A 23,453-nucleotide genomic window follows, 5' to 3' on the forward strand; every position below is an offset into this window, starting at 1 on the left:
TGGCTCAGATGGCGAGGTCGTTGAGGTTGTAGTCGCGGATGACGCGCTCGAAGGTCTCGTCGTTAAAGCGGAAGTCGTCCTCGAGGCCGACGAAGGGTGCATAGGTGTAGCGCCGCTCGTCGGGCCGGTGCTGAGCACGGGCGTCAATGGCCACAGCGATCACCGACGACCGCTTGAACACCCGCTCCTCGTCATAGACGACCGCCGCGTCACGCTCGTGCACCCGAAGCTGGCCGGCGACGCCCAGTACCGAACTGCGCCGGTGGAAGCCGAACGTGATCGAGATCCGAGGATCTGCCGACGTGTTGGCGTACGAGCCGTGGATCATGTGACGGTTCACCACCGTCGCATCGCCCGGCTCGCACAGCAGCGGGATGGCGTCGGGCAGCATCACGCTGCCGCCGTTGTCGGCCACCTTGGCTCGCAGGTCGATGCGCCCCGCGGTGTGCGAACCCGGCACGACCCACAGTGCATTCGCGGCCGTGGTCTCATACAGCTGCACCTGGAAGTTGAAGCCGTGGATGCCCATGTCCCAGTCGGGGTTGTCCCAGTGAGTCACGCCGTCCTGATGCCACGACACCGAGCCGCCCAGCCCGGGCTCCTTCACGAAGATGGCGTCGTTGTAGGGAACGAAGTCCGACCCGTTGATGCTCTCGGCGATCGACATCAGGTCCGGGTGCCCGTACAGGCGCAGCGCCGAGGGCATCGACTGGCACATGCCGAAGATCAGGTACACCACATCGGGCGGGGCATCGGCATCGGGCACGGGCTGGTCCATCTGCACCTGGTGACGGCCTGCCAATGCGCTGGTGCCGCCCCACGGGTCCGAGAGCGGCGCGACGTGGATGTAGGGCTCGACAGCGCAGTCCCGCCCCAGCGCAGGCCGGCCGTGCTTGTCCACGTCAGCGCCCTTGCGGACCGGCGCGCCCTCGATCACCTCGGCCACATCGGCCCGCAGTTCGGCGATCTCGTCGGCATCCACCACACCGGTGAACACATAGAAGCCGTGCTTCCAGAAGTCGGCCAGGATGTCGGGGTGCAGCTTGCCGTCGGGGCCGAACCGGACCGGCCCCCGGTTGCCAGTCTCGTGCGCGCGCTGCACTCCCCCGGCGAGGTAGTCGGCCATCTCGGCGAGATGCTCCGCTCTCGTCGGCGTGTCAGCCGTCCGTACCGGATCAGCAACGTCAGTCATCGCATTCCCCCAAGGCAAGCCCCGTCACAACGATGGTAATCGGGCAACCCGCCGGCTCTCTCGTGAACGGCTCGGCTCTGCGAGCATGAGCCCATGGAGTTTCACGAGTACGCAGACCGATACCGCACCGCGGAGGTGACCCGCGACGACGCCGGCGTGGTGACCGTGCGCATGCACACTCGCGGCGGGCCGCTGCAATGGGGAGGCCGGCCGCACCGCGAGCTGCCCGAGCTGTTCATGGCGCTGGCCTCGGACCGTGACATCAAGGTGGTCATCCTCACCGGCACCGGCGAGTCGTTCATCGAGCTGCCCGATGAGGTGAATGCACTGGCCGAGGGACGGGCCAACGCCACGGTGTGGGACCGCATCATCTGGGAGGGAAACCGGCTGGTCGACCAGATGCTCGACATCGAGGTGCCGATGATCGCTGCCGTGAACGGCCCGGTCACCGTGCACTCGGAACTGGCCGTGCTGTGCGACATCGTGCTGGCTGCCGAGGACGCCTACTTCCAGGACGCGCCGCATTTCCCCGGCGGGTTGGTGCCCGGCGACAGCATGCAGATCGTGTGGCCGATGCTGCTCGGGCCGAACCGGGGGCGCTACTTCCTGCTCACCGGCCAGCAGATCGATGCCGCCGAAGCCCACGAGCTGGGCATCGTGGGCGAGTTGCTGCCCGCCGACGGCCTGATGGCCCGCGCGCAGGAAATCGCCGCAGACCTTGCCAAGCTGAACCCGATCCTGCTGCGCAATACGCGCCACGCGCTGGTGCGCCCGCTGCGGCGCGCCATGGCCGACGACCTGCACACCGGCCTGGCACTCGAGGCAATCGCCTCGATGTCAGCCCGGGAGTGGTTCCGAGATCAGGGTTGAGTCAGCCCGTGATGGCGTCGAGCGTCTCCGTGCTGGGGGCGAAGTAGAACGACCCTGAAGCCGGGTTCGAGAAGTCGGTGATCGCGTCCCGCACCCCATTGGCGTCGTCAAGCCCGTACATCCGCCGCAGCCGGCGCCGCAGTGGCGCCTGGTCCTTGCAGAACGCCATGAAGTACAGCCCCACGGTGCCGTCGTGGAACGCGTACGGCGTGGAGCGGCGGGCGATCTCGTTGATCTTGTCGCTGCCCTCGTTGCCGTGGTTGCCGTCGGCGCGCAGCTCCACGTGGCTCAGGTGGCTGTAGGGCTCCTGGCTGTCGGTCTTGTCGGTCTCGGGGTACTTCTTGCGCCCGAAGTTCTTCTCCTGCTGCTCGTCCGACAGGGCGTTCCAGCCGTCGAGGTCGTGCACCCAGCGCTGGGCGATGATGTGGCTGCCGCCCGCACCCGGGTCGCCGTCGGGCACGATGGCCACGGCCGGCTGGTCCTCATCCGCGGGGTTGCCGGTGCCGTCCTTGAAGCCGGTCATGTCCAGCGAGTCGCCGTAGATGAACGTCGGCGTCTCACGGGCGACGGCCATGTGCCCGGCCAGCGCGGTGCGGGCGTCATACTGCGCCTTCCACACCTTGTCCTTGTCGTCGTGGTTCAGCCAGAGCAGCAGCTCTTCCTGGGTGCCCTTGGCCTCGCGCCCCGAGCCGTCCTCGGACTTGACGGTCTCGTATCGCTGGAAGTCGTCGGGCACGTCGTCGGTCAGCTCCGGCAGCAGCCCGGGACCGAAGCCGAGCGTCAGGTTGATGCCCTGTGCGTCGCATGCAGCGCGCAGGTCGGCAAGCGTGGACTTGATCACACCGAGGTCGGCACCCTCGACTCGACTCAGGTGGACATACCACTGGTTGGTGCCCATCTCGTTGAAGATGGCCTTCTGCGGCGTTGGCATCTGTGCTCCTTGAGAGGTTCGGTGACGCGAGCGAAAGCGACCCCGCCGGGTGGCACAGGTGCCGGCCCGGCGCGATTGCGAGGCTGATCGTAGGCCAACGTCTGCAGTGCGCGCACCCCGTGCTGTCGCTGATTGGCGCGACCGGTGTCTGGGCGCACGGCGTGTGCCAGCATGTGACGATCGCCAGTGCCCACAACCAGCGGAGATGCGGCCATGAGCATTGCAGCGCCACAGCGCACGTACGACACCGAGCTGCCGATACGGGATGATCTGAGCGCCGCGCATGGCGAGATCGCAGCGCGCTGGTCCCGGCCCGGCACGTGGTGGACTGCTGTTCAGCGCAGCGAGATCGTGCTGCAGGTTCGAGCGGCGCGGGACCATCGCTCCGACGACGGCGGTGTGCTGCCTCCATGGGTGCAGCCCAGCAGCATTGACGGCCTCGTCGACGCCGGCGGCCCGCTGCCCACCGCCGCCATCGACGCCGTCTGGCGCATCACCAACCACCCCGGGACGCTGACCGAGGACTGGTACCAGTCGATCATCGACCGTGGCGTGGATCCGCTGGCGTACGTGGAGCTGGTGGGCCTCGTCGCCCAGTCCAACTGCGTGGACCGGTTCGCCGACGCACTGGAGCTGCCCCGGATTGAGCTGGACGAGCCCACCGACGGCCCGCCGGGGCGGGAAGGTGCGCCGGCGGCGGTCAAGTACCACTGGGTTCCCACGGCCGATCTCAAGATGCCCAACGTCATCAAGGCGCTCAGCGCTGTGCCGGCCGAGAACGAGGCGCTGTTCATCCTGTCCGACGCCCAGTACGTGCCGATGGAGCGGGTGCGGGGCGACGTGGTGTCCGACCGCAACTCGCTGACCCGGCCGCAGATCGAGGTGTTGGCGGCGCGGACATCGAAGCTCAACGAGTGCTTCTACTGAACGTCTGCCCATGCGTTGCTGCTCGGTCTGAGCGGCCAGCAAAAGGACATGGACGTCGGCTACGAGGCCGTCAACGGATCCGACGCAGGTGACGGCGGCGTGCCCCACGGCGCGCTGCTCGCCCGCCTCGCCGAGGCCATGTGGGAAGGCGACGCCGCGGCCACCGCTGCCGCGCGTGCCGCCGTGGTCGACGCCGCCGGTGCCGACGTCATGGTCGATGCCGTCGCGGTCAGCGCCAACTTCCACATGATGACCCGTGTGGCCGACGGCACCGGGACCCCGCTGGACCCGGGCACCTACGACTTGTCCGCACCGGTGCGCGACGCCTGCGACCTCAACGGCTTCGTGTCGCGCCGCGATCCCCAGGGCGACCGCCAGACCGCCCAAGGGGCATCGAGCTGACGGCCCGGCATTGGCGCCGAGACGCGGGACTCCGGCGGCTCAGTCTCGATCTCAGGACCTGAAGCGCTTGGTCGGCAGGTGCGGGCCGACGTAGCCCACATGCACCTTGCCGGTGTCGCGGCCGGTGTCGTCGTGGAAGTAGAGCCGTGGCGCGAGCCCGCCGTTGGACAGCTTGAGATGCGCTTCCATGACGATGTGGCCGGCGTCGCTGACCCGTGCAGACACCGGCATCTCCCGCAGGCGTCGCAGCTCGGGTCGCCTCATCACCTCTTCCGACTCGCGCATGGCCAGCTTCTTCGAGTTCGCAAACCACTTGCGCGGATGCTTGCTCGACTTGCACCAGTCCCGGAAGTCGCCGAACTCGGCGCCTGAATGCGCATAGGCCTCCAGTGCGAGCAGCCCGTCGAACACGCTGCGGGCCCATGAACGCGCCTCGATGGAGTTGTCGAGCTCGGCGACGTGCTGGTCGATCTCGGCAGGGATCTCCACCTTGACGAGGTTGGCCCGGGCGAGCTGCAGCGCGTGGCTCACCGACGTGACCGGCGGGTACTTCCTGCCCGCGGCATCGGTGACCATCGGGGTGCCGGCTTCGCCGACTCGCACCAGCATCTCCACCATCTGGTCTTCCTTGTCGATCAGCTTCTCCTGGAGCTCCTCGGTGCGAAGCTGCGCCAGCTCGAGCTCGTCCTGCATGTCGAGGACCTGCTGGGACATCTCGTCGCGCTGATCCCGGGCTGCCTGTCGCTGCTCGCGTGTTTCGAACAACGCTTCCCACAGATCGTCGCGCTCGGACTCGAGCGCCTCGATGCGCTCGTGAAGGCCGGATCCGGACGCAAGCTCGGGTGCCCTGCGCTGGCTTCCGAGCTCGGCCTGAGACTGACTGAAGAGGGTGGGCGGCTCACGTTCGACCATGGCGAGGCTCAACAACTGACTGGCCCAACGTCCGGCTTGATGCGGGCTTGAACGCACTACCTCCTTGGCGAGGGTGCGGTGGCGGTGCGGCTCGTGCTGACCCGGCAGGTAGAGCCGGGCCTCGCCGGGCTCCAGGTCCATCTCGCCACCGATCAGGCGCTGAAACGGCGTCAGCGTTTCCAGCGGCATGACGAAGACGCGAGCCAGACCGGCGACTTGGGACGCTGCGCTCTGCGCTCGCCGGGTCATGTCGCCGAGTGCCGTGTTGGGATTGATGGGATCCCACGCCAGGACCAGGTACGGGACCGGACGGTCGGGCGACAGGACCGCGTTGCGGATCGCCTTGGCGTGCTCGGCATCACGGATGGGCACCGGTGACGTGGTCAGCGGTTCGCGGCCGAGGTGGGGCCGTCCGCCCCGGCGGTGAGCAGTGTCGAGCAGCTCGGACACCAGCGACTCGGCTCCCGTCGAGCGCAGTTGAGCCCAGCGCGACTGTCCGGAGTCGGAGCCGGTCGCGGTGGCTGCCGCCGGATCGGCCGCGCCGAGGCTCACCGGCACCGAAGCGAGCGGTGGTGCCTCGACGTCCACCCACACCCACGCTTCGCCGTTGCCGCTGAGGACGCGGATTCTGACCACCGACCTGCCCAGCGCAGCGTGCTGGGCGAGTTCCAGGGTCGTCGTGGTGACGCCGCCGTTGGTGCGGGTGGCCCGCGTCAGGTCGACGCGGCTTCCGTTCTCCTGCGCAATGTGGCCGCCGTCCCCGTTGTCACCTTCGACATCGGCCACGTCGAGGTGCGGGTGCTGCATCTGGGCCCACGCCCGAAAGCTCCGGGCCACATGCTTGTGCAGCCCGGAGCCCTCGTCTTCCCACATGACGCGGTAGATCACCTCGAGGGCGGCAAGATCATCGTCGGTCACGTCGTGATCTTCCTCAAGCACGTCTCCCCCACGTCGTCAGTGCGAGCGAGACGGCGAACGGGCACCGCCACTCGCGGGAGGCTGCGGGTCCGGAATGCCGCAGGGGCACTCCGACGGCCACGGCTAGCCCTGTTCGTAGATCGGCGTGATGAGTGCCCGCGCCAGCGTGGTGCCGAACATGTTGAAGCCGCAGATCGCCGGCGTGACGCTCTCGTCGATCGGCAGCGATTCGACGCTCAGTGCGTGCACGGCGAACATGTAGCGGTGCGGGCCGTGGCCCGCCGGCGGCGCCGAGCCCAGGTAGCCGGGCAGTCCGGCGTCGTTGCGAAGCTGCTTGGCGCCGCCCGGCAGCCCGCTGCTCTCGGCGTCACCGGCACCCGAAGCCAACTCAGCGCACGATGCGGGAATGTCGTACACCGCCCAGTGCCAGAAGCCGCTGCCGGTCGGCGCATCTGGGTCGAAGCAGGTCACCGCGTAGCTCTGCGTCTCCGCGGGCGCACCCGACCACGCCAGGTGCGGGGACCGGTCCTCACCGCCGGCGCCGAAGATGCCCGAGACCTGCGGCATCGGCAGCATCTGCCCGTCGGCAACGTCGTCGCTTCGCACCTCGAACGAGGCAACTGCAGGAAGGAAGTCATACGGGCTGGGAGGTTGTGGCATCACCAGTGCCTTTCTGTTCGCCTGCCTTGGGGCGGCTGCGCTTGGACAGTTGACACTATTCGTTGCGCTGCGCTAGACAAGCCGCGTGTTCACCGCTCGGGGTGTGAACTCCGAGCTGCACATCACACAACCCAAACTGACAGACCAAGGACCGGCCCGCTTTTGCGGGCCGGTCTTTGGGTTGCACAGCCCGGCTCGCATATTGCGGGCCGGTCTTTGGGTTGCACAGCCCGGCTCGCATATTGCGGGCCGGTCTTTGGGTTGCACGGCGCGGCCGCCGCATGATCTGATCCTGCAATCGGTTGCAGAATCGGGGCAGACTGACCGCAGGCACGTTGCCGCAGGTGGTGGCGCTGCCCGGAACATGACTGGAGACGGCGTGACGCCTGACAGCCCGACATCGGACCGCCGCCCGTCTTCGCCCCAATTGTCTTTGCCGTGGTGGACCGACGCAGTCGGCTACCAGGTGTATCTGCGATCCTTCGCCGACTCGAACAACGACGGCGTCGGCGACCTCGCCGGCATCCGGTCCAAGCTCGGCTACCTGAGCGACCTCGGGGTCGACTTCATCTGGGTGACGCCCTTCTATCCCACGCCCGGACACGACTGGGGCTACGACGTCGCTGACTACTGCGACGTCGACCCGCTGTTCGGCGATCTGGCCGCCTTCGACGCGCTGGTGGCCGACGCCGCCGATCGCGGCATCCGCGTCGTGACCGACTTGGTGCCCAACCACACGAGCAGCGCTCACCGATGGTTCCAGGCCGCACTCGGCAACGCCGGCGAAGCCGAGCGGGCTCGCTACCGCGACTACTACATCTGGCGCGACCCCGCCCCCGACGGCGGTCCGCCGAACAACTGGGTGGGCTACTTCGGCGGCCCGGCATGGACGCTGGAGCCGACTTCAGGCCAGTACTACCTGCACCTGTTCCTGACCTCGCAGCCGGACCTGAATTGGCGCAATCCGGCAGTGGCCGACGAGTGGGACGACATCTTGCGGTTCTGGCTGGACCGCGGTGTCGCCGGCTTCCGGGTCGACGTAGCCGGAGGCCTGGTCAAGGACGCCGGGCTGCGCTCAAATCCGCAGCTCCTTCCCATCCCGCCCCGAGCGTCCCGCTGGGAGCAGTGGGATTGCTTCGAGCATCTCTACGACGTCTTCCAGCCTGAGAGCCAGGACGTGTTCCGGCGCTGGCGCAAGATCTGCGATTCCTACGGGGCGTTCCTGCACGGGGAGACGTACCACCTCGATCCGCGGGGCATGGACGATCTGCTGCCGCCCGACGGCATGCACGGCGGCTACTGGTTCGCGCCGATGCACATCGATTGGGACGCCGGCGAGATCCGCAGAACGCTCCGCGGCCCGTCGAGCGCCCTGGCCGACCGCCTGGTGTGGGCGATGAGCAGCCACGACATGCCACGGGCGCCGACCCGCTTCGCGTCGGCGCCCGACGCCGACAGCGCCTCGGAGACCTCGCAGCATTGGGGTGCAGCGCGCACCCTCGCCTTCAACGTGCTCGCCGCGTTCCTGCCCGGCACCCTGGTGCTGTACCAGGGCGAGGAGCTCGGCCTGGCCGACGGCGAGGTGGCTGCGGAGGACAAGCTGGATCCCGTCGGTCCCGACGACGACGTCAGCGCCGGTCGAGACGGCTGCCGCACCCCGATGCCCTGGGGCGACGGCCCGCACAACGGTTTCTCGGCCGCTGAGCCGTGGCTGCGCTCTGCGGCGCGTCCCCCGGGCGAGACAGCCGCTGCGCAGTCCAGCGACGAGCGGTCGTGGCTGGGGGCGTACCGGGCGCTGCTCGACACCCAGCAGCGGGTACGTTCCGTGCTCTCGAATGGGTCTGCTGACGGCGAGGAAGCCGTGGAGTGGATCGACAGCGGCCGCGGACCGGTCATCTCGTACCGCCGGGGCCGCATCGGTGTCGCCGCGAGCGTCGGCGAGGCCTCGCACGAAGTGGCGATCCCGGCCGCTGCCACCGTGCTGTACGACTCATCGGCCGCGTGTCCCCATCCCTATGGCGGGGCGGCCGACTCCGGAGCGACCGCCGGTTCGAGACAGTCGAACGGGACCTATCTGCTCGCCCCGGCGAGCGCGGTGGTGTGGCAGGAATGATGGGCCCCATGGTTCGGATCGGCGACGTCGCCCGAGCCGCGGGAGTATCCACTGCGACGGTCAGCCGGGCATTGCGGGGATTGCCGCATGTCGCCTCAGCCACACGGCAGAGGGTGCTCACGGCCGCTGCCGAACTCGACTACCGGCCCAACCTGCCCGCAGCACGGCTGGCCGCAGGGACGACCAACACCATTGCCGCTGCGGTGCCCGACCCAGCCGCCTGGTTCAACGCGACGATCGTGGGTGCGCTGGGCCGTCACACGACCGCAGCGGGATATGACCTGTTGCTGTCGGGCGTCGCCAACTCCGACGAACGCCGTCGCTTCATCGAGCTGAACGGCGTCAGATCGGGCCGCAGCGATGCGGTGGTGCTGATCGATGTCGCCGTGGGTCCCGATCTGGCGAGCGCCTTCGTGGCGCAAGGCGGCTGTGCTGTCACGGTCGGCTTCCGGACGGCGGCGCTCAGCTCGGTGACGGTGGACAACGTGGCGGTCGGCCGCACCGCCACCGAGCTCCTGCTCGACAACGGCCACCGGCGCATCGGGTTGCTCAGCCTCAGCAGCGGGGATTCGCTCAACTTCTCCATCCCCAGCCAGCGAGCGGAGGGCTATGCCCGGGCGCACGGCGCAGCGGGGCTGACGCCGGATCCGGCGATGACCGTTTCGACGAGCAACAGCTGGGCCGAGGCACGACGTGCGGCCCATGTGCTGCTCGGGGCCGCGGAGCCGCCGAGTGCGATCTTCGCCATGTGCGACGAGCAGGCGTTCGGCGCCATGCTCGCGGCGCGCGATCTGGGCCTGCGCGTCGGTGACGATCTGTCGCTCGTCGGCGTCGATGACCACGACCAGAGCCGCCTCGTGGGCTTGACGACCGTGCGGCAGCACGTCGCCGACCAGGGTGTCGCCGCTGCGGAGCTGGTGCTGCGGTCGCTGGAGACCGCCACGCCTGCACCCCAGCACATCCAGCTCGACACCGAGCTGATTGTCCGTGATTCAGTGGGTCCGCCGTAGGGCCCCCGGCGGGCGCGTCCATTCGACAGTCGGCTAGGCTTCGGCAACCGCGTCTGCAAGCGCTTGCAACGTGCACGGGCGCACCGATTTGCGTCCCCCCAGGGAGGAACACATGAAAGACCACAGCAACAGACGCACCCGACTCCGCTGGGCGCGTCTTCTGGCCATCGCGCTGGCCTTCGGACTCATCGCGGCGGCGTGCGGCAGCGATGACGACGGAGACGCCGAAGAAGCGCCGGCCGCGACCGAGGCGATGGCCGAGGAGTCGATGGACGACTCCATGGATGACGAGTCGATGGACGACTCCATGGATGACGACATGTCCGACGACATGATGGACCTGTCCGGCACCAAGGTGACTGTCTTCGGTCCCGAGTCCAGCGACGAGGAGGCTGGAGCGCTGCGAGATGCGCTCGACCACTTCGCTGCCCAGACCGGTATCGAGATCAGCTACACCGGCGCCCGCGACGCTGCGGACCAGATCAACGCGCAAGCTGCCGGCGGCAACCCGCCGGACATCTTCATCTTCCCGCAGCCGGGCAAGCTGGCCGACTTCGCACGTGACGGCCACCTCATCGCGCTGCCCGACGATGTCATCGCGGCCATGAACGAGCACTGGACGCCCGCGTGGACGGCGTTCGGCGATGTCGACGGAACCCAGTACGGCATTCCGAACAAGTCGGACCTGAAGTCGCTGGTGTGGTACAAGCCGGCGCTGTTCGAGTCGAAGGGCTACTCGGTGCCCGGCACCTGGGACGAGCTCAAGGCGCTGTCGGCCGAGATGATCGCCAACGGCGACACCCCGTTCTGCATCGGCATCGAGAGCGGTCCAGCCACCGGCTGGACATTCACCGACTGGGTGGAGGACCTGATGCTGCGCTTCCACACGCCTGCGGAATACGACGCGTGGGTCGCCGGCGATCTGGCCTTCTCCAGCGCCGAGGTCAGCGGTGTGTTCACCGAGGTGCTCGACCTGTGGAACACGCCGGGCATGGTGTTCGCCGCGGGCGGCTCCATCGCCGCCACCCCCTTCGGCGACAACGGCCAGCCGCTGGTCGACGACGACTGCATGATGCACCGTCAGGCGTCCTTCTACGCGGCGTTCATCCCGGAGGGAACCGCATTCGCCGATGGCTCGGCCGATGCCGTGGACACCTTCTACTTCCCGTCGGTCAAGGGCGACCAGCCTGTGCTGGGCGCCGGCACCCTGGTGGGCGCCTTCCGCGACGCTCCTGAGGTGTGGGAAGTCATGAAGTACTTCGCCAGCTCCGAGTACGCCGAGGTGCGCCAGCAGGCACAGACCGAGCGCAAGGGCGGTGGCCTGTCCGGCTTCCTGTCGGCAGCGACGAACCAGGACCCGAGCGTGTACCAGCCGCTCGAGCAGTCGTTCCTCGACATCCTGCAGAACGCCGATGTCGTGCGCTTCGACGGTTCAGACCTGATGCCCGCCGAAGTCGGCGCCGGCACCTTCTGGACCGAGGGCACCGCCGTCGTCAACGGCGACAAGAGCGTCGCCGAGGCAACGCAAGCCATCGACGACAGCTGGCCGCAGTAGGCGGCGGCAGTCGTTCAAGGACGGCTGAGCGACAACATGCGTGAACGGAGGCCGGCCCGCCGATGTGGGCCGGCCTCCGGCGCGTTCGGAATCCGGTTGAGCCCCCTGGGAAGGGGCGCCCACCCACGGTCCGCCCCGCCGGCCGGTCGCCTGTAAGACTGCGACGATGGCAGCGCTGTGGGGTGCCTTGCTGGGCATCGTGATCTCCGTCGGCGCCAGCGCCGCCGTGTTCTGGGGCACCCACCGGCTGTTCGGACTGGTCGAGCGCCGCTGGGCCGTCGTGGCGGCGGTGGCGGGTGTGCTCCTCGGCGCAGGCGCGGGCGCGGTGGCGGCGGGACTCCGCAGATGCGTCGCAGTCGAGGGTTCCCGCAACGATGAGTGCACGCCGCTGCTGGACGGTCCCTCATTCGGGTGGATCAACCCGACCCTCATGTGGATTGTCATCGGAGCTGCCGTGTTCGGGCTGGCGGGTGCGGCAGCCGGCGTGATGCGGTCTCCTGCCGGTGACCGCATCGCCACGCTGCAGGGCCGGCTGCGAGCGCTCACGTTCGTGGGGCCCGCCCTGGTGTTCGTCGCGCTGGGGCTGATTGTGCCGCTGCTGCGCACCATCTACCTGTCGCTGTTCGACAAGGCAGGCGAGAGCTTCCGCGGGCTCGCCAACTACGGCGAGATCTTCACCAACGCGCAGAGTGTGGATCTGTCGGGCTGGGCAGGCATCTTCGGCAGCCGGTTGTTCTGGGGCAGCCTCATTTTGTTCGCCATTGCCACCCTCATCGCGATGAGTCGGGGCCGCAGTCGCGGCGTCAGGGCGGACGTGTCGGCCAGCACCGTCGGGATCGGGCTCGGCGGCGGCCTGCTGCTGAGCTTCGCCGTGTTCGCCAACCTGCGCGGCACCGTCATGAACAACCTGTGGTGGGTGGTGGCGGTCACCTTCCTGTCCACGGCGCTGGGCCTGCTGGCCGCAGTGATCGCCGACCGCACCAAGCGCGAGTCGTTCGCCAAGAGCCTGATCTTCCTGCCGATGGCGATCTCCTTCGTCGGCGCGGGGATCATCTGGCGCTTCATGTACATCGCCCGGCCGCCGCAGAAGTCCCAGACCGGACTGCTCAACGCCATCTGGGTCTGGCTGGGCACGCTGAGGCCGTCCACCGGCGGCGCGTGGACTGCCGTTGCTGTGCTGGCCGCCGTCACTGTCCTGCTGACCGCGCTGTGCGCGTTCGGCGTGCGGCGGCGGCAGTCGGCGATCGCTGTGGGGTCGGCGGTTGCGGCCATCCCGCTGCTGTGGCTGATCTACCGCTTCCTGGGTCCGGGCGTGGGCGGCTCGGCGCTCGGTCCCAATGACGAGCCGATCGCGGGGACCATCCTGTTCGTCCAGGAGTCGCCCTTCAACAACGTGTGGTTGATGGTGGTGCTCATCTGGATACAGACGGGATTCGCCATGGTCATCCTGTCGGCGGCGATCAAGGCCGTGCCGGCCGACCTGATCGAGGCGGCCCGCGTCGACGGCGCCGACGAGCGCCAGGTGTTCTTCGGGGTGACGCTGCCCACCATCGTGCCCACCATCACGGTGGTCATGACCGCCATGATCGTGCTGGTCATGAAGGTGTTCGACATCGTGCGGGTGATGACCAACGGCAACTTCGGCACGCAGGTCATCGCCAACGAGATGTGGCAGCGCAGCTTCACCGAGTTCAACCTGGGGCTGGGTTCGGCCTTGGCGGTGGTGCTGTTCCTGGGCGTGGTGCCCGTCATGGGCCTCAACATCAGACGGATGCAGCGCGGTGAGTAGCGCCACCCCGACCGCAGAGGCCGCAGGGCCGGCAGGCAGCGGTTCGGCGCAGCGCGGGCGGCGCGGCCCCGACCGCGTCGGGCGGGCCGTGTACCGCTTCCTGCGCTCGATACCGGCCTGGGTGCTGTGGCTGATGGTGATCGTCTGGAGCGTTCCCACTGGCAGCCTGTTCCTCAACTCGTTCCGGCACCGTGACGATCAGCGCGCCTCGGGCTGGTGGACATCGTTCACCGAAGGCAACTGGACGCTGGAGAACTACGCCGATGTGCTGTCGTCGGGTGAGCAGACCGGCGGGCTGTGGCAGGCGCTGCTCAACTCGTTCGCCATCGCCATCCCGGCCACGATCATCCCCATCGCCATCGCCGCCCTGGCGGCGTACGCGTTCGCGTGGATCCCGTTTCGAGGCCGCGAGTGGCTTTTCATCGGCACCGTCTCGCTGCTGGCCTTGCCCAACCAGGTGGCCTTGCTGCCGCTGCTGCAGATGTTCGCCGGCGGTGCCCACTGGACCCTTCCCGGCACCGAGATCGTCGTCACGCTGTTCCCCGACTTCAGCCTCGCCGGCACCGCGACGGCGGTCTGGCTGACCCACACCGCGTTCGCCCTGCCGTTCGCCATCTTCTTGCTGCACAACTACATCTCGACGCTGCCCGGCGAGCTGTTCGAGGCAGCCCGCATCGACGGCGCCGATCACTTCACCATCTTCTGGCGCATCGTGGTGCCGCTGTCGGTTCCCGCCTTGGCGGCCTTCGCCATCTTCCAGTTCCTGTGGACCTGGAACGACTACCTGATCGCCTTGACCATGCTCGGCGCCGCAGGCGAGAACTACCCCGCCACCATAAAGATCGCCTCGATGGCCGGCGAGTTCGGCCTGCGCGAACATCTGCTGTCGGCCGGTGCCTTCGTGCAGGCAGGCGTGCCGATGCTGGTGTTCTTCTTCCTGCAGCGGTTCTTCGTGCGCGGGCTGTTGGCCGGCTCGGTGAAGTCTTGACGTCTGTGGACGCTTCGAATCTGGTGCGCACGGGCCCACGAGGGCTCGGACCGGGCGGCGTCGAGGTCGGGCCGCTGGCGCTGGGCCTGTGGCGCTTCACCGGCACTGACGTCGGGCGGAACGCGGAGCTGATCGAAGCCGGGCTGGACCTCGGCATGAACTTGGTGGACATCGCCGACGTCTACGGACTGGACTGGGGCGGCACCGGCTTCGGAGCCTGCGAGGAGAACCTGGGTGCGGTGCTGCGGGCCCGGCCCGACTTGCGCGATCGCATGGTGCTGGCCACCAAGGGCGGCATCGTGCCGCCGGTGCCCTACGACTCGGGCGCCGCAGCCATGCGGTCGGCGTGCGAGGCCTCGCTGGACCGGCTGGGGACCGACCGCGTCGACCTCTACCAGGTGCACCGGCCCGACATGTTCACCCATCCGTCCGAGGTGGCTGCCGCGCTCGACGGGCTGGTCGCCGACGGGCTCGTCGGCGCCGTGGGGGTCTCCAACTACACGCCGGCCCAGACCCGGGCCCTGGCGGCCCACCTGGAAGCACCGCTCGTGAGCACCCAGCCCGAATACTCGGCCGCCTGCCTCGATCCGCTACGCGACGGCACGCTCGACCTGTGCTCGGAGATGGGCATGGTGCCGCTGGCATGGAGCCCGCTGGCAGGCGGGCGACTTGTGGGGTCGGGAGCCTCGGCCGGCGACGTTCGACCAGAACTGCTGGCCACGCTGGACCGCCTGGCCGAGCGGGAAGGCGTCGACCGGGCTGCGGTGTGCGTGGCCTTCGTGCTGGCTCATCCCACTGCGCCGGTGGCCATTGTCGGCAGCCAGCAGCCCGAACGGCTCGAAGCACTGCAGGCAGCGCTCAGCGTGCAGCTCGATCGCAACGACGTATACGACCTTGTCGAAGCCTCCGAAGGTCAGCCATTGCCGTGAGCGACGGCACGCACGAGGCCGAGGACGGAGGCGAAACCGCGGCCCGAGCGGCCCGTGAGCCGATGCGATTCGGTGTCATCGGCACCGGCATGATGGGCATCGAGCACATCGCCAACGTCATCGCGCTGGACGGCGCCGAGGTCGCGGCGTTGTGCGACAACTGGGAGCCGTCGCTCAAGGCGGCCCAGCACGAGCTGACGTGCCACGGGCTCGACCCGGTGCCGGAGTTCGAGAACCACCAAGACTTGCTCGATGCCGGCCTGTGCGATGCGGTCGTCGTCGCGACGCCCAACCACCTGCACACCGACATCGTCCTGGACGCGGCGGATGCCGGCGTGCCCCAGCTCGTCGAGAAGCCGCTGGCCACCACGCTGGATGACTGCCGCCGCATCATCGACGGCGTCGGGGCGCTCGGGGCTGACGCACCGCTGGTGTGGGTGGGTCTCGAGTACCGCTACATGGCGCCGGTGGCCGCGCTGATCTCCCAGGCGCACGCCGGGGCGGTCGGGCAGATCCGCATGGTGGCCATCCGCGAGCACCGCTTCCCGTTCCAGCCGAAGGTGCGCGACTGGAACCGGTTCAATCGCAATACCGGCGGGACGCTGGTGGAGAAGTGCTGCCACTTCTTCGACCTCATGCGGGTCATCGTTCCGAGCGAGCCGGTGCGCGTCATGGCGTCGGGCGCGCAGGATCTGAACCATCTCGACGAGCGCTACGGCGACGAGACGCCCGACATCTTGGACAACGCGTTCGTGATCGTCGACTTCGCCTCCGGCGCGCGGGCGCTGCTGGACCTGTGCATGTTCGCCGATGCCACCCGCAACCAGGAAGAGCTGTCGGTGGTGGGCGATGACGGCAAGCTCGAAGCACTGATCCCCGACGATGTGCTGCGAATCGGCGTACGCGAACGCGACTGGATCGGCAACGTGACCGAGCAGCAGATCGCCAGCACCGCGCCCGTGACTGGCCACCACCACGGCTCGTCGTACATCGAACTGGAGCGCTTCCGCGACGCCGTGCTCACGTCGAGCCCCGCGGAGTGCACCCTGGCCGACGGGCTGTGGTCGGTGGCCATCGGCCGCGCCGCCCACATCTCGATTGACGAAGGCCGGCCCGTGCAGATGAGCGAGCTGCTCACCCCTGCGGAGCTGGGCCAGTGACTGCGGCCCAGCTTGCGGAGCCGCAGCCATGAGCACAGCCGCGCCGGAGATCGCCTGGTTCTCGGCGCTGTGCGACGACGACTACGAGTTCCTGGGCGTGCCCGACCCGACGCTGGCCAGCACGTGGGAGCACTGCGCCGACATCGTCACCACGGCAGAGCGCAACGGCTTCGACAACGTGCTGCTGCCCTCCGGCTACACGCTGGGCATCGACGCCACGGCGTTCGCCGCAGGCATCGCCACGCGCACCCAGCGCATCAACCTGCTGCTGGCCGTGCGCATGGGCGAGCTGTGGCCGCCTCAGCTCGCGCGCCAGCTCGCCTCCATCGACCAGATGGCGGAAGGCCGTCTCACCATCAACATCATCTCCAGCGACCTGCCCGGTGCCCCGCTGCCCTCAGGCCCCCGCTACCAGCGCACCCGGGAGTACATGGAGGTGCTGCGAACCTTGCTCGACGGCCAGCCGGTCGACTTCGACGGCGAGTTCGTCTCGGTGCAGCTCGACCCACCACGCGTCGGCACCGTCAGCGGTCGCTGCCCGCCCTTCTACTTCGGCGGCTTCTCCGACGACGCCAAGCACACCGCAGCGGTCGCCGCCGATGTGTTCCTCACCTGGCCCGACACGGTTGCAGGCGTTGCGGCAACAGTCAGCGAGATGCGAGACCGGGCGAGCGCAGTGGGGCGCGAGCTGAAGTTCGGCCTGCGGTCCCACGTGATCGTCCGCCCCACCAACGCAGAAGCCATCGATGCCACCCGACGATTGGTCAGCCAGCTCGACGACGACACCGGTGCATCGATCCGGGCACGGGCGCTCGACTCAGCCTCCGTCGGCGTGCAGCGGCAAGCCCAGCTACGCGACAGCGCCGACGACGACGGCTTCGCCGAGGCAGGCCTGTGGACCGGAATCGGCCGAGCCAGGAGCGGCGCCGGAGCAGCCATCGTGGGCGACCCCGACGAGGTCGCCGCCAAGCTCGACGCCTACCGGGACGCAGGCATCGATGCGTTCATCCTGTCCGGCTACCCCCACATCGCCGAATGCGACCTCTTCGGCCAACTGGTGCTGCAGACCATGCCGCACCGCAAGCTCTGGAACCCCTGAGAACTCAGGACCGGATGGCGGCCTCGGTTTCCGCATCGAAAAAGTGCAGCTCGTCGACATCCACGCTGAGTTCAATCGCTGAGCCGGGGCGGGCGGTGCTGCGCGGGTGAACCCTGGCGATGACCATGCGGTCCTCGATCCCCTCGAGCGCATCGGGATCGCCCGCCTCCACCGAGGGAGCATCCAGCGGGAAGTGCAGCAGCAGGTCCGAGCCCAGCGCCTCTGACAGTGACACCTCTGCTGACAGGCGCGGCCTGCCGTTCTCGCCTGCGACCGAGGCGTCCTCAAACGCTTCGGGCCGGATGCCCACCACCACGTCGGCGCCGTCGTGGGCACGCAGCGCTGGCCGCGCATCCAGAACACGCTCGGGCAGCTCCAGCACTTGCGAGCCCAGCTGCAGCCGCCAGCCATCAGCACCTGAGCTGAGTCGGGCCATGCGCAGATTCATCGACGGTGCGCCGATGAATCCGGCCACGAAGAGATTGTCGGGGTGCTCGTAGAGGTCGGTCGGACCGTCCACCTGCTGCAGCACCCCGTCTTTCAGCACGGCGACCCGATCGCCCATCGTCATGGCCTCGACCTGGTCGTGGGTGACGTAGATGGTGGTGGCGCCCAACCGGTGCTGCAGGGCCGTGATCTCGGCCCGCATCTGCACCCGCAGCTTCGCGTCGAGGTTCGACAGCGGCTCGTCCATCAAGAAGACCGCTGGGTCGCGCACGATCGCCCGGCCCATCGCCACGCGTTGGCGCTGGCCACCCGACAGTTGCGCCGGCTTGTTGCCCAGCAGCGGCTCCAGCTCGAGCAGCCGGGCGGCCTCGGTCACGCGCTTTTCGATCTCGGCCTTGGGCACTCCCGCGAGCTTCAGGGGGAAGCCGATGTTGCGGGCCACATCGAGGTGGGGATACAGCGCATAGCTCTGGAACACCATGGCGATGTTGCGGTCCTTGGGCTCCACGTCGTTCATGCGCTCGTCGCCGATCAGCAAGTCCCCGTCGCTGATCTCCTCGAGCCCAGCCACCATCCGCAGAGCCGTGGACTTGCCGCAGCCCGACGGCCCGACGAGCACGAGGAACTCGCCGTCGGCGATGTCGATATTCAGATCGGTGACGGCGACGAAGCCGTTCGGGTACTTCTTCGTCAGCCGGTCGAGGGTGACGGTCGCCATATGACCCCTCTCTCAGGCACGCGCACCTGCGCGGCCGAGGCTAGTCCGCAAGCGATTGCGGACGGGTCGTGGGGAGGCGGCGTGGCAGACTTCGCGCTGTGAATGCTCGCGACATCGCCGCGGCAGCGGCTGAACCGTTCGAATCCGATCCGCACGCCGAACGCGCCCGGCTGATGGACGATCTGGCCCGTGCGTACCGCCTGTTCGGGGTGCTGCGCTGGGGCGAGCTGGGTGACGGCCACATCACCTGCCGCGACCCGCTTCAGCCCGACCACATGTGGCTGCTGCGCTACGGCGTGCCGTTCGAGCGGGCCAGCGCCGGTGACCTCGTGCTGGTGGCGCCCGACGGCACCGCGACTGACCAGCAGGGCCGGCCCGCGGCCATCAACGAGAGCGCGTACACCATCCATCACCCGATCCACGAGGCCAGACCCGACATCGGCGCTGCCGCCCATACGCACACGCAGTGGGGCACGCCGTTCTCGGCCGAGCGCCGCATGATCGAGCCCATCAACCAGGAAGCCACCTGCTTCTTCGAGGACCACGCCCTCTTCGATGACGAAGAGGTGCAGGTCATGTCGACGGACGGCGGCAAGCGCATCGCCGCCGCGCTGGGCGACTGCCGCACCGTGATCCTGGCGAACCACGGCCTGTTGACCGTCGGTGCGAGCCCGGCCGATGCTGTCGGTTGGTTCGTGCTCGCCGAGCGAGTCGCCGAGGTGCAGATGAAGGCCCGTGAAGCGATCCCGATCTCGGCCGAGTCGGCACGCATCGCCCGGGAAGACCTGACCGGGGCCGACTTCGGCTGGACGCTCTTCGGCTGGGCCGCACGCCGTCACCTGCCGCACGAGTTCGCTTGATCCCCCAACCGCGGCGGATTCGGTTGATTCGGCAGAGATCAAGATGGGCGGGCAGTGACTGACGCCGTCGCATCCCCACACGCCGCCAGCGATCGGTTGGGGCCGACGCAGCGCGCCGCGTGGCTCGACGAGCTGAGCAGCACCCAGGGCGACGGCCGCGTCGACGTGGTGGTCATCGGCGGCGGGGTCACCGGAGCCGGCTGCGCGCTGGACCTGGCGCTGCGGGGCCACAGCGTGGCGCTGCTCGAGCAGCGCGACCTGGCATCGGGCACCTCGAGCCGTTCGTCGAAGCTGATCCACGGAGGCCTGCGCTACCTGCAGCGCCTCGAGTTCGGCCTGGTGTCCGAGTCGCTCACCGAGCGCCGCCTGCTGCTGGGCCGGCTGGCGCCGCACCTGGTGCGTCCCGTGCAGTTCCTCTATCCCATCCGGCGGGGCTGGCGCGAACGGCTGCGCACCGGGCTGGGCATCGCGCTGTACAGCCTGATGGCCGGCCGGGGGCGCCACGCCCACGGCTCGCACCGGCACCTGGGCGCGCGCGGCACCCAGCGCCTGGCGCCCGGCCTCGATGCCCGCGTCGTGCGGGGCGGCATCACCTATTGGGACGGCCAGACCGACGACGCCCGACTCGTGGTGGCCATCGCCCGAACCGCTGCCGCCAACGGGGCGCGCATCCTCACCTCCACCCGCGTGCAGGAACTGGTGGTCGCCGACGGCGCCGTGAGGGGAGTGATCGCGCACTGCGGCGAGACCGGTCGCACCTTCAAGCTGGAGGCCGACGCGGTGATCAATGCCACGGGCGTGTGGACGAGCCAGATCGAGCAGCTTGCCGACCACGGCACCCAGCCCGCCGAGGGATCCCGCACCCGGATCCGCGCCTCGAAGGGGATTCACCTGCTGGTGCCAAGGGATCGCATCGACCTGCAGTGCGGCTTGATCGTGCCCACACCGCCCAGCGTGCTGTTCGTGGTGCCCTGGGGCGAGCGCTGGATCGTCGGCACCACCGACAGCGACTGGGATCTCGACTACGCCCACCCTGCCGCGAGCAGCGCCGACATCGAACTGCTGCTCGAGCGCCTCAACGGCGTGCTGGCCCGCCCGATCAGCCGCGACGACATCTGCGGCGTCTATGCCGGCCTGCGCCCGCTGGTGGCGGGCGATGCCCCGGATTCGGCTGAGCAGTCCGCCAAGCTGAGCCGCGAGCACGCGATCACCCGGGTGGCGCCGGGGCTGGTCTCGGTGGCGGGCGGCAAGTACACGACCTACCGGGTCATGGCTGCCGACACGGTCGAGATGGCGCTCGGCGAGGTGTGGGCGGCCCGGGGCGGCCCGGCGCCGCAGCTTCCCCGCCGCCGCCGTGACGCTGCTGCTCGCCGATCGGCCACGCTGGTCACGCCGCTCGTGGGTGCGGAGGGCTATGAGGAGCGGCGACGACGCCACGACGAGCTCGGTGCCCGTGTGGGGCTGAGCCGCGCTGCGGCTGCGCATCTGCTGGACCGCCACGGCGACCGGATCGACGAGGTGCTCGAGCTGATCGCCGACCGGCCCGACTTGGGCCGGCTGCTGGCGGAGGGGCTGCCGTACCTGCGAGCCGAGGTCGTCCACGCAGTGCGAAGCGAAGGCGCCCTGCACCTCGACGACGTGCTGACCCGGCGGACACGGCTGTCGGTGGAATCATTCGACCGCGGCGTCGACGCCGCGCAGGACACCGCCGAACTGATGGCCGCTGAGCTCGGCTGGACTCCCGAGACCATCGAGCGCGAGGTGTGGCACTACCGGGCACGCGTGGAAGCCGAGCGCGACAGCCAGACCCGACCTGACGACCAGACCGCCGACGCCGCCCGCCTCGGCGCCCCCGACATCCGTCGCTGAGCGGGGCTTCGTCCGGCCTCTTAGATTTGCACGATGGTCGTTGATTACGAAGTCCAGGGGCGGGTCGCGATCTTCACGCTGAACCGGCCCGAAGCCCGCAATGCCATCAGCCACGAAGTGTCATCGGAGATGGAAGCCCATCTCGACACCTTCGAGGCCGATCCCGAGGTGTGGGTCGGCATCCTGGCCGGCACCGGCACGGTGTTCAGCGCCGGGGCCGACCTGAAGTCGGTGGCCGCCAAGAAGCCCATCGAGACAGAGAAGGGCGGTTTCGCCGGGCTGGCCCGCTACCCCCGCACCAAGCCGCTGATCGCGGCAGTGGACGGGGCTGCGCTGGCCGGAGGTCTCGAGATCGTGCTGTCGTGCGACCTGGTGGTGGCCTCGCCTCGGGCTCGCTTCGGCATTCCCGAGGTGAAGCGGTCGCTGGTGGCCGCTGCGGGCGGGCTGTTCCGGCTGCCGCAGGTGGTGGGCCGCAACGTGGCCCTGGAGCTGGCCATGACCGGCGACCCGATCTCGGCCGAGCGCGCCTTCCAGCTCGGGCTGGTCAACGAGATGGCCGCCGAGGGCGAGGTGGTGCCCGCCGCGATCGCCCTCGCTGATCGGATCATCGCGAACGCCCCCAAGGCCGTGCGCGAGAGCCGTGCCGTGGTGCTCGAGAGCCACGCCCGCTCCGAGGACGACGGTTGGGAGATCACCAAGGATCACTTCCGCAGCATCCTGGGAACCGAGGACTTCCTGGAGGGGCCACGGGCGTTCGTCGAGAAGCGCGATCCCGTCTGGACCGGCCGCTGAGCCCGGAGGCGTTCTGAGCGCTCCGTCCATAGGGCAGACTCGCGGTCTGCTCCGGTTGCCCCCGACACGGATATCCAACCGGCCGCACCCGACAGCTCAGCCCGTAGCTCAACGAGGAGCGACGCCATGGCCTACACCGCGCCGACTGACGCATTCAGGTTCGATGAGTTCCGCTCCGCGGTAGAGGGCAAGCGGGTGCTCATCACCGGTGCCGGCAAGGACGGCGGCATCGGCCAGGCGATGGCGCTCAGCGCCGGACTCAACGGCGCCGGGGCCGTCGGCATTCACTTCCATCGCAGCTATGAGGACGGGTTCGACCTGGTGGACCGCCTTCGCGACGAGGGCGTGCATGCCTTCCCAGTGCAGGCCGATGTCACCAACCTGCGCGACCTGTGGGCCATCCGCAGCTACGTCATCGACCAGATGGGCGGCCTGCCGCCGAATCTGGTGATCTGCAATTCGGGGCTCACCGAATCGGGCTACAACCTGGGTCGCACGCTGCGCCAGGTGGAGGGCGAGTCCACGTCGCTGCGGCGGGCCCGGGTGCGCCAGCATTTCATCGACAACCTCGAGCAGTCCCGGCTGGTGCTCGACACCAAGGTCGACGGCTTTCTGGCGTCGACGCACCTGTGGGCGGGCGAGGCGGTGCATGCCGGCGAGCAAGCCCAATTCGTGTACGTGTCGTCCCGCCAGGCGGTCGACCCCGGGCCGGCTGTGCCCGGCTACGCGCTCAGCAACTGGGCAGTGCTGCAGCTTCCCAAGGTGCTGAAGGTGAACCTGGGCCGCAGTGCCGACCTGGTGAGCTGCTTCACGCTGCTGCTGCCGTTCGTGCGCACCGGCATGACCAACGAGTACGCCGGCAACGAGCGGGTCTTCGGCCGCTGGCAGCCGCGGATGCTGGAGCCGTGTGAGATGGCCGAGGCGTTCATGGCGCTGCTGGCCCGCCCGACCGACGAGACCGACGGCGCGATGTACGAGCTGATGGTGAGCGCTGCCGAAGGCACCGAGACCGACCCTGGCGGGCCCCCGCCGGTGGAGCTGGTCTGGCATCAGCTCGCGCTGAACCTCGACGAGCAGCCCGTCGACTGGAGCGCCGCCGACCCGCTGCGTTTCGCCTGATCGAAAAATAATGAGAACCAACGAAGTTGGGCCTGCCAGCATGACGAGAGCCGCACCCCGAAGAGTGCGGCTCTCGTGGGTCTCGCGCTGGTGCGCCGAGCCGGTGTGATTGCCCTCCTCGGACGGTTCGATTCCGTCGAGATCCACCAGTGACCCTAGGCCACGCCTCCACGCTACACAAACCGATTCTCCG

At 68.8% G+C, this 23,453-nt stretch carries 20 protein-coding genes; 15 read left to right on the forward strand and 5 right to left on the reverse strand.

All coding sequences use genetic code 11. The annotated features are described in order from the left end of the window. Positions 1-4 precede the first annotated feature (4 nt). Positions 5-1,192 (reverse strand): phytanoyl-CoA dioxygenase family protein, encoded by a 1,188-nt coding sequence (locus ACOGXE_RS06005; protein ID WP_419933040.1) that lies wholly within the window; start codon positions 1,190-1,192, stop codon positions 5-7. Between the two features lie 93 nt (positions 1,193-1,285). Here ACOGXE_RS06005 and ACOGXE_RS06010 point away from each other — a divergent pair, with 93 nt between their 5' ends. Continuing rightward, on the forward strand, positions 1,286-2,062 hold the full coding sequence (locus tag ACOGXE_RS06010) for an enoyl-CoA hydratase/isomerase family protein (RefSeq protein ID WP_419933041.1): 777 nt from the start codon (positions 1,286-1,288) through the stop codon (positions 2,060-2,062). A 1-nt stretch (position 2,063) separates the two neighbouring features. Here ACOGXE_RS06010 and ACOGXE_RS06015 read toward each other — a convergent pair whose 3' ends face one another. Continuing rightward, positions 2,064-2,993, reverse strand: coding sequence for a Dyp-type peroxidase (locus ACOGXE_RS06015; protein ID WP_419933042.1), 930 nt, complete (start codon positions 2,991-2,993; stop codon positions 2,064-2,066). A gap of 213 nt (positions 2,994-3,206) precedes the next feature. Between ACOGXE_RS06015 and ACOGXE_RS06020 the strand changes: the two genes are divergently transcribed. Both ACOGXE_RS06020 and ACOGXE_RS06025 read left to right on the forward strand, forming a co-directional pair. Then, positions 3,207-3,920, forward strand: a complete 714-nt coding sequence (locus ACOGXE_RS06020; RefSeq protein WP_419933043.1) for an alkylhydroperoxidase-related (seleno)protein — start codon at positions 3,207-3,209, stop codon at positions 3,918-3,920. A 48-nt stretch (positions 3,921-3,968) separates the two neighbouring features. After that, on the forward strand, positions 3,969-4,322 hold the full coding sequence (locus tag ACOGXE_RS06025; protein ID WP_419933044.1) for a hypothetical protein: 354 nt from the start codon (positions 3,969-3,971) through the stop codon (positions 4,320-4,322). Positions 4,323-4,373: 51 nt separating this feature from the next. On the opposite strand, the gene ACOGXE_RS06030 is transcribed toward ACOGXE_RS06025, so the two are convergent. Together ACOGXE_RS06030 and ACOGXE_RS06035 are read right to left on the reverse strand one after the other, a co-directional pair. After that, entirely contained in the window at positions 4,374-6,152 is a 1,779-nt protein-coding gene (locus ACOGXE_RS06030) for a hypothetical protein (protein WP_419933045.1), read from the reverse strand. A 123-nt stretch (positions 6,153-6,275) separates the two neighbouring features. Continuing rightward, the gene (locus tag ACOGXE_RS06035) at positions 6,276-6,812 is read right to left on the reverse strand and encodes a YbhB/YbcL family Raf kinase inhibitor-like protein (protein ID WP_419933046.1); all 537 of its coding nucleotides are present in this window, start codon (positions 6,810-6,812) and stop codon (positions 6,276-6,278) included. Positions 6,813-7,191: 379 nt separating this feature from the next. On the opposite strand from ACOGXE_RS06035, the gene ACOGXE_RS06040 reads away from it, so the two are divergent. From ACOGXE_RS06040 to ACOGXE_RS06075, 8 genes are all read left to right on the forward strand, one after another. Continuing rightward, a complete protein-coding gene (locus ACOGXE_RS06040) occupies positions 7,192-8,925 on the forward strand; it encodes an alpha-amylase family glycosyl hydrolase (protein ID WP_419933047.1) in 1,734 nt (577 codons plus the stop codon). 8 nt (positions 8,926-8,933) lie between these two features. Further along, positions 8,934-9,935, forward strand: a complete 1,002-nt coding sequence (locus tag ACOGXE_RS06045; protein WP_419933048.1) for a LacI family DNA-binding transcriptional regulator — start codon at positions 8,934-8,936, stop codon at positions 9,933-9,935. A gap of 112 nt (positions 9,936-10,047) precedes the next feature. After that, entirely contained in the window at positions 10,048-11,490 is a 1,443-nt protein-coding gene (locus ACOGXE_RS06050) for an ABC transporter substrate-binding protein (RefSeq protein ID WP_419933049.1), read from the forward strand. Between the two features lie 166 nt (positions 11,491-11,656). Beyond that, entirely contained in the window at positions 11,657-13,279 is a 1,623-nt protein-coding gene (locus ACOGXE_RS06055; RefSeq protein WP_419933050.1) for a carbohydrate ABC transporter permease, read from the forward strand. Then, positions 13,272-14,267, forward strand: a complete 996-nt coding sequence (locus tag ACOGXE_RS06060; RefSeq protein WP_419933051.1) for a carbohydrate ABC transporter permease — start codon at positions 13,272-13,274, stop codon at positions 14,265-14,267. Before ACOGXE_RS06055 ends, ACOGXE_RS06060 begins: the two co-directional genes overlap by 8 nt. A 5-nt stretch (positions 14,268-14,272) precedes the next feature. Next, entirely contained in the window at positions 14,273-15,196 is a 924-nt protein-coding gene (locus ACOGXE_RS06065) for an aldo/keto reductase (protein ID WP_419933052.1), read from the forward strand. Beyond that, complete coding sequence (locus ACOGXE_RS06070) at positions 15,193-16,356, forward strand: Gfo/Idh/MocA family protein (RefSeq protein WP_419933053.1); 1,164 nt, start codon at positions 15,193-15,195, stop codon at positions 16,354-16,356. The genes ACOGXE_RS06065 and ACOGXE_RS06070 overlap by 4 nt, the downstream gene beginning before the upstream one ends. A 28-nt stretch (positions 16,357-16,384) precedes the next feature. Continuing rightward, the gene (locus ACOGXE_RS06075) at positions 16,385-17,455 is read left to right on the forward strand and encodes an LLM class flavin-dependent oxidoreductase (protein ID WP_419933054.1); all 1,071 of its coding nucleotides are present in this window, start codon (positions 16,385-16,387) and stop codon (positions 17,453-17,455) included. Between the two features lie 4 nt (positions 17,456-17,459). Here ACOGXE_RS06075 and ACOGXE_RS06080 read toward each other — a convergent pair whose 3' ends face one another. Beyond that, positions 17,460-18,620: an ABC transporter ATP-binding protein gene (locus ACOGXE_RS06080; RefSeq protein WP_419933055.1), complete on the reverse strand. Its 1,161-nt coding sequence runs from the start codon at positions 18,618-18,620 to the stop codon at positions 17,460-17,462. 98 nt (positions 18,621-18,718) lie between these two features. Between ACOGXE_RS06080 and ACOGXE_RS06085 the strand changes: the two genes are divergently transcribed. The 4 genes from ACOGXE_RS06085 (at position 18,719) to ACOGXE_RS06100 (ending at position 23,260) form a co-directional block, all read left to right on the forward strand. Then, the gene (locus ACOGXE_RS06085; RefSeq protein WP_419933056.1) at positions 18,719-19,480 is read left to right on the forward strand and encodes a class II aldolase/adducin family protein; all 762 of its coding nucleotides are present in this window, start codon (positions 18,719-18,721) and stop codon (positions 19,478-19,480) included. A gap of 54 nt (positions 19,481-19,534) precedes the next feature. Continuing rightward, the gene (locus ACOGXE_RS06090; RefSeq protein ID WP_419933057.1) at positions 19,535-21,349 is read left to right on the forward strand and encodes a glycerol-3-phosphate dehydrogenase/oxidase; all 1,815 of its coding nucleotides are present in this window, start codon (positions 19,535-19,537) and stop codon (positions 21,347-21,349) included. 33 nt (positions 21,350-21,382) lie between these two features. After that, entirely contained in the window at positions 21,383-22,141 is a 759-nt protein-coding gene (locus ACOGXE_RS06095; RefSeq protein ID WP_419933058.1) for a crotonase/enoyl-CoA hydratase family protein, read from the forward strand. A gap of 126 nt (positions 22,142-22,267) precedes the next feature. Further along, complete coding sequence (locus ACOGXE_RS06100; RefSeq protein ID WP_419933059.1) at positions 22,268-23,260, forward strand: SDR family NAD(P)-dependent oxidoreductase; 993 nt, start codon at positions 22,268-22,270, stop codon at positions 23,258-23,260. Positions 23,261-23,453: the final 193 nt, after the last annotated feature.

Origin of the sequence: Candidatus Poriferisodalis sp., from assembly GCF_965208555.1 — a bacterium.
Lineage (GTDB): Bacteria > Actinomycetota > Acidimicrobiia > Acidimicrobiales > Poriferisodalaceae > Poriferisodalis.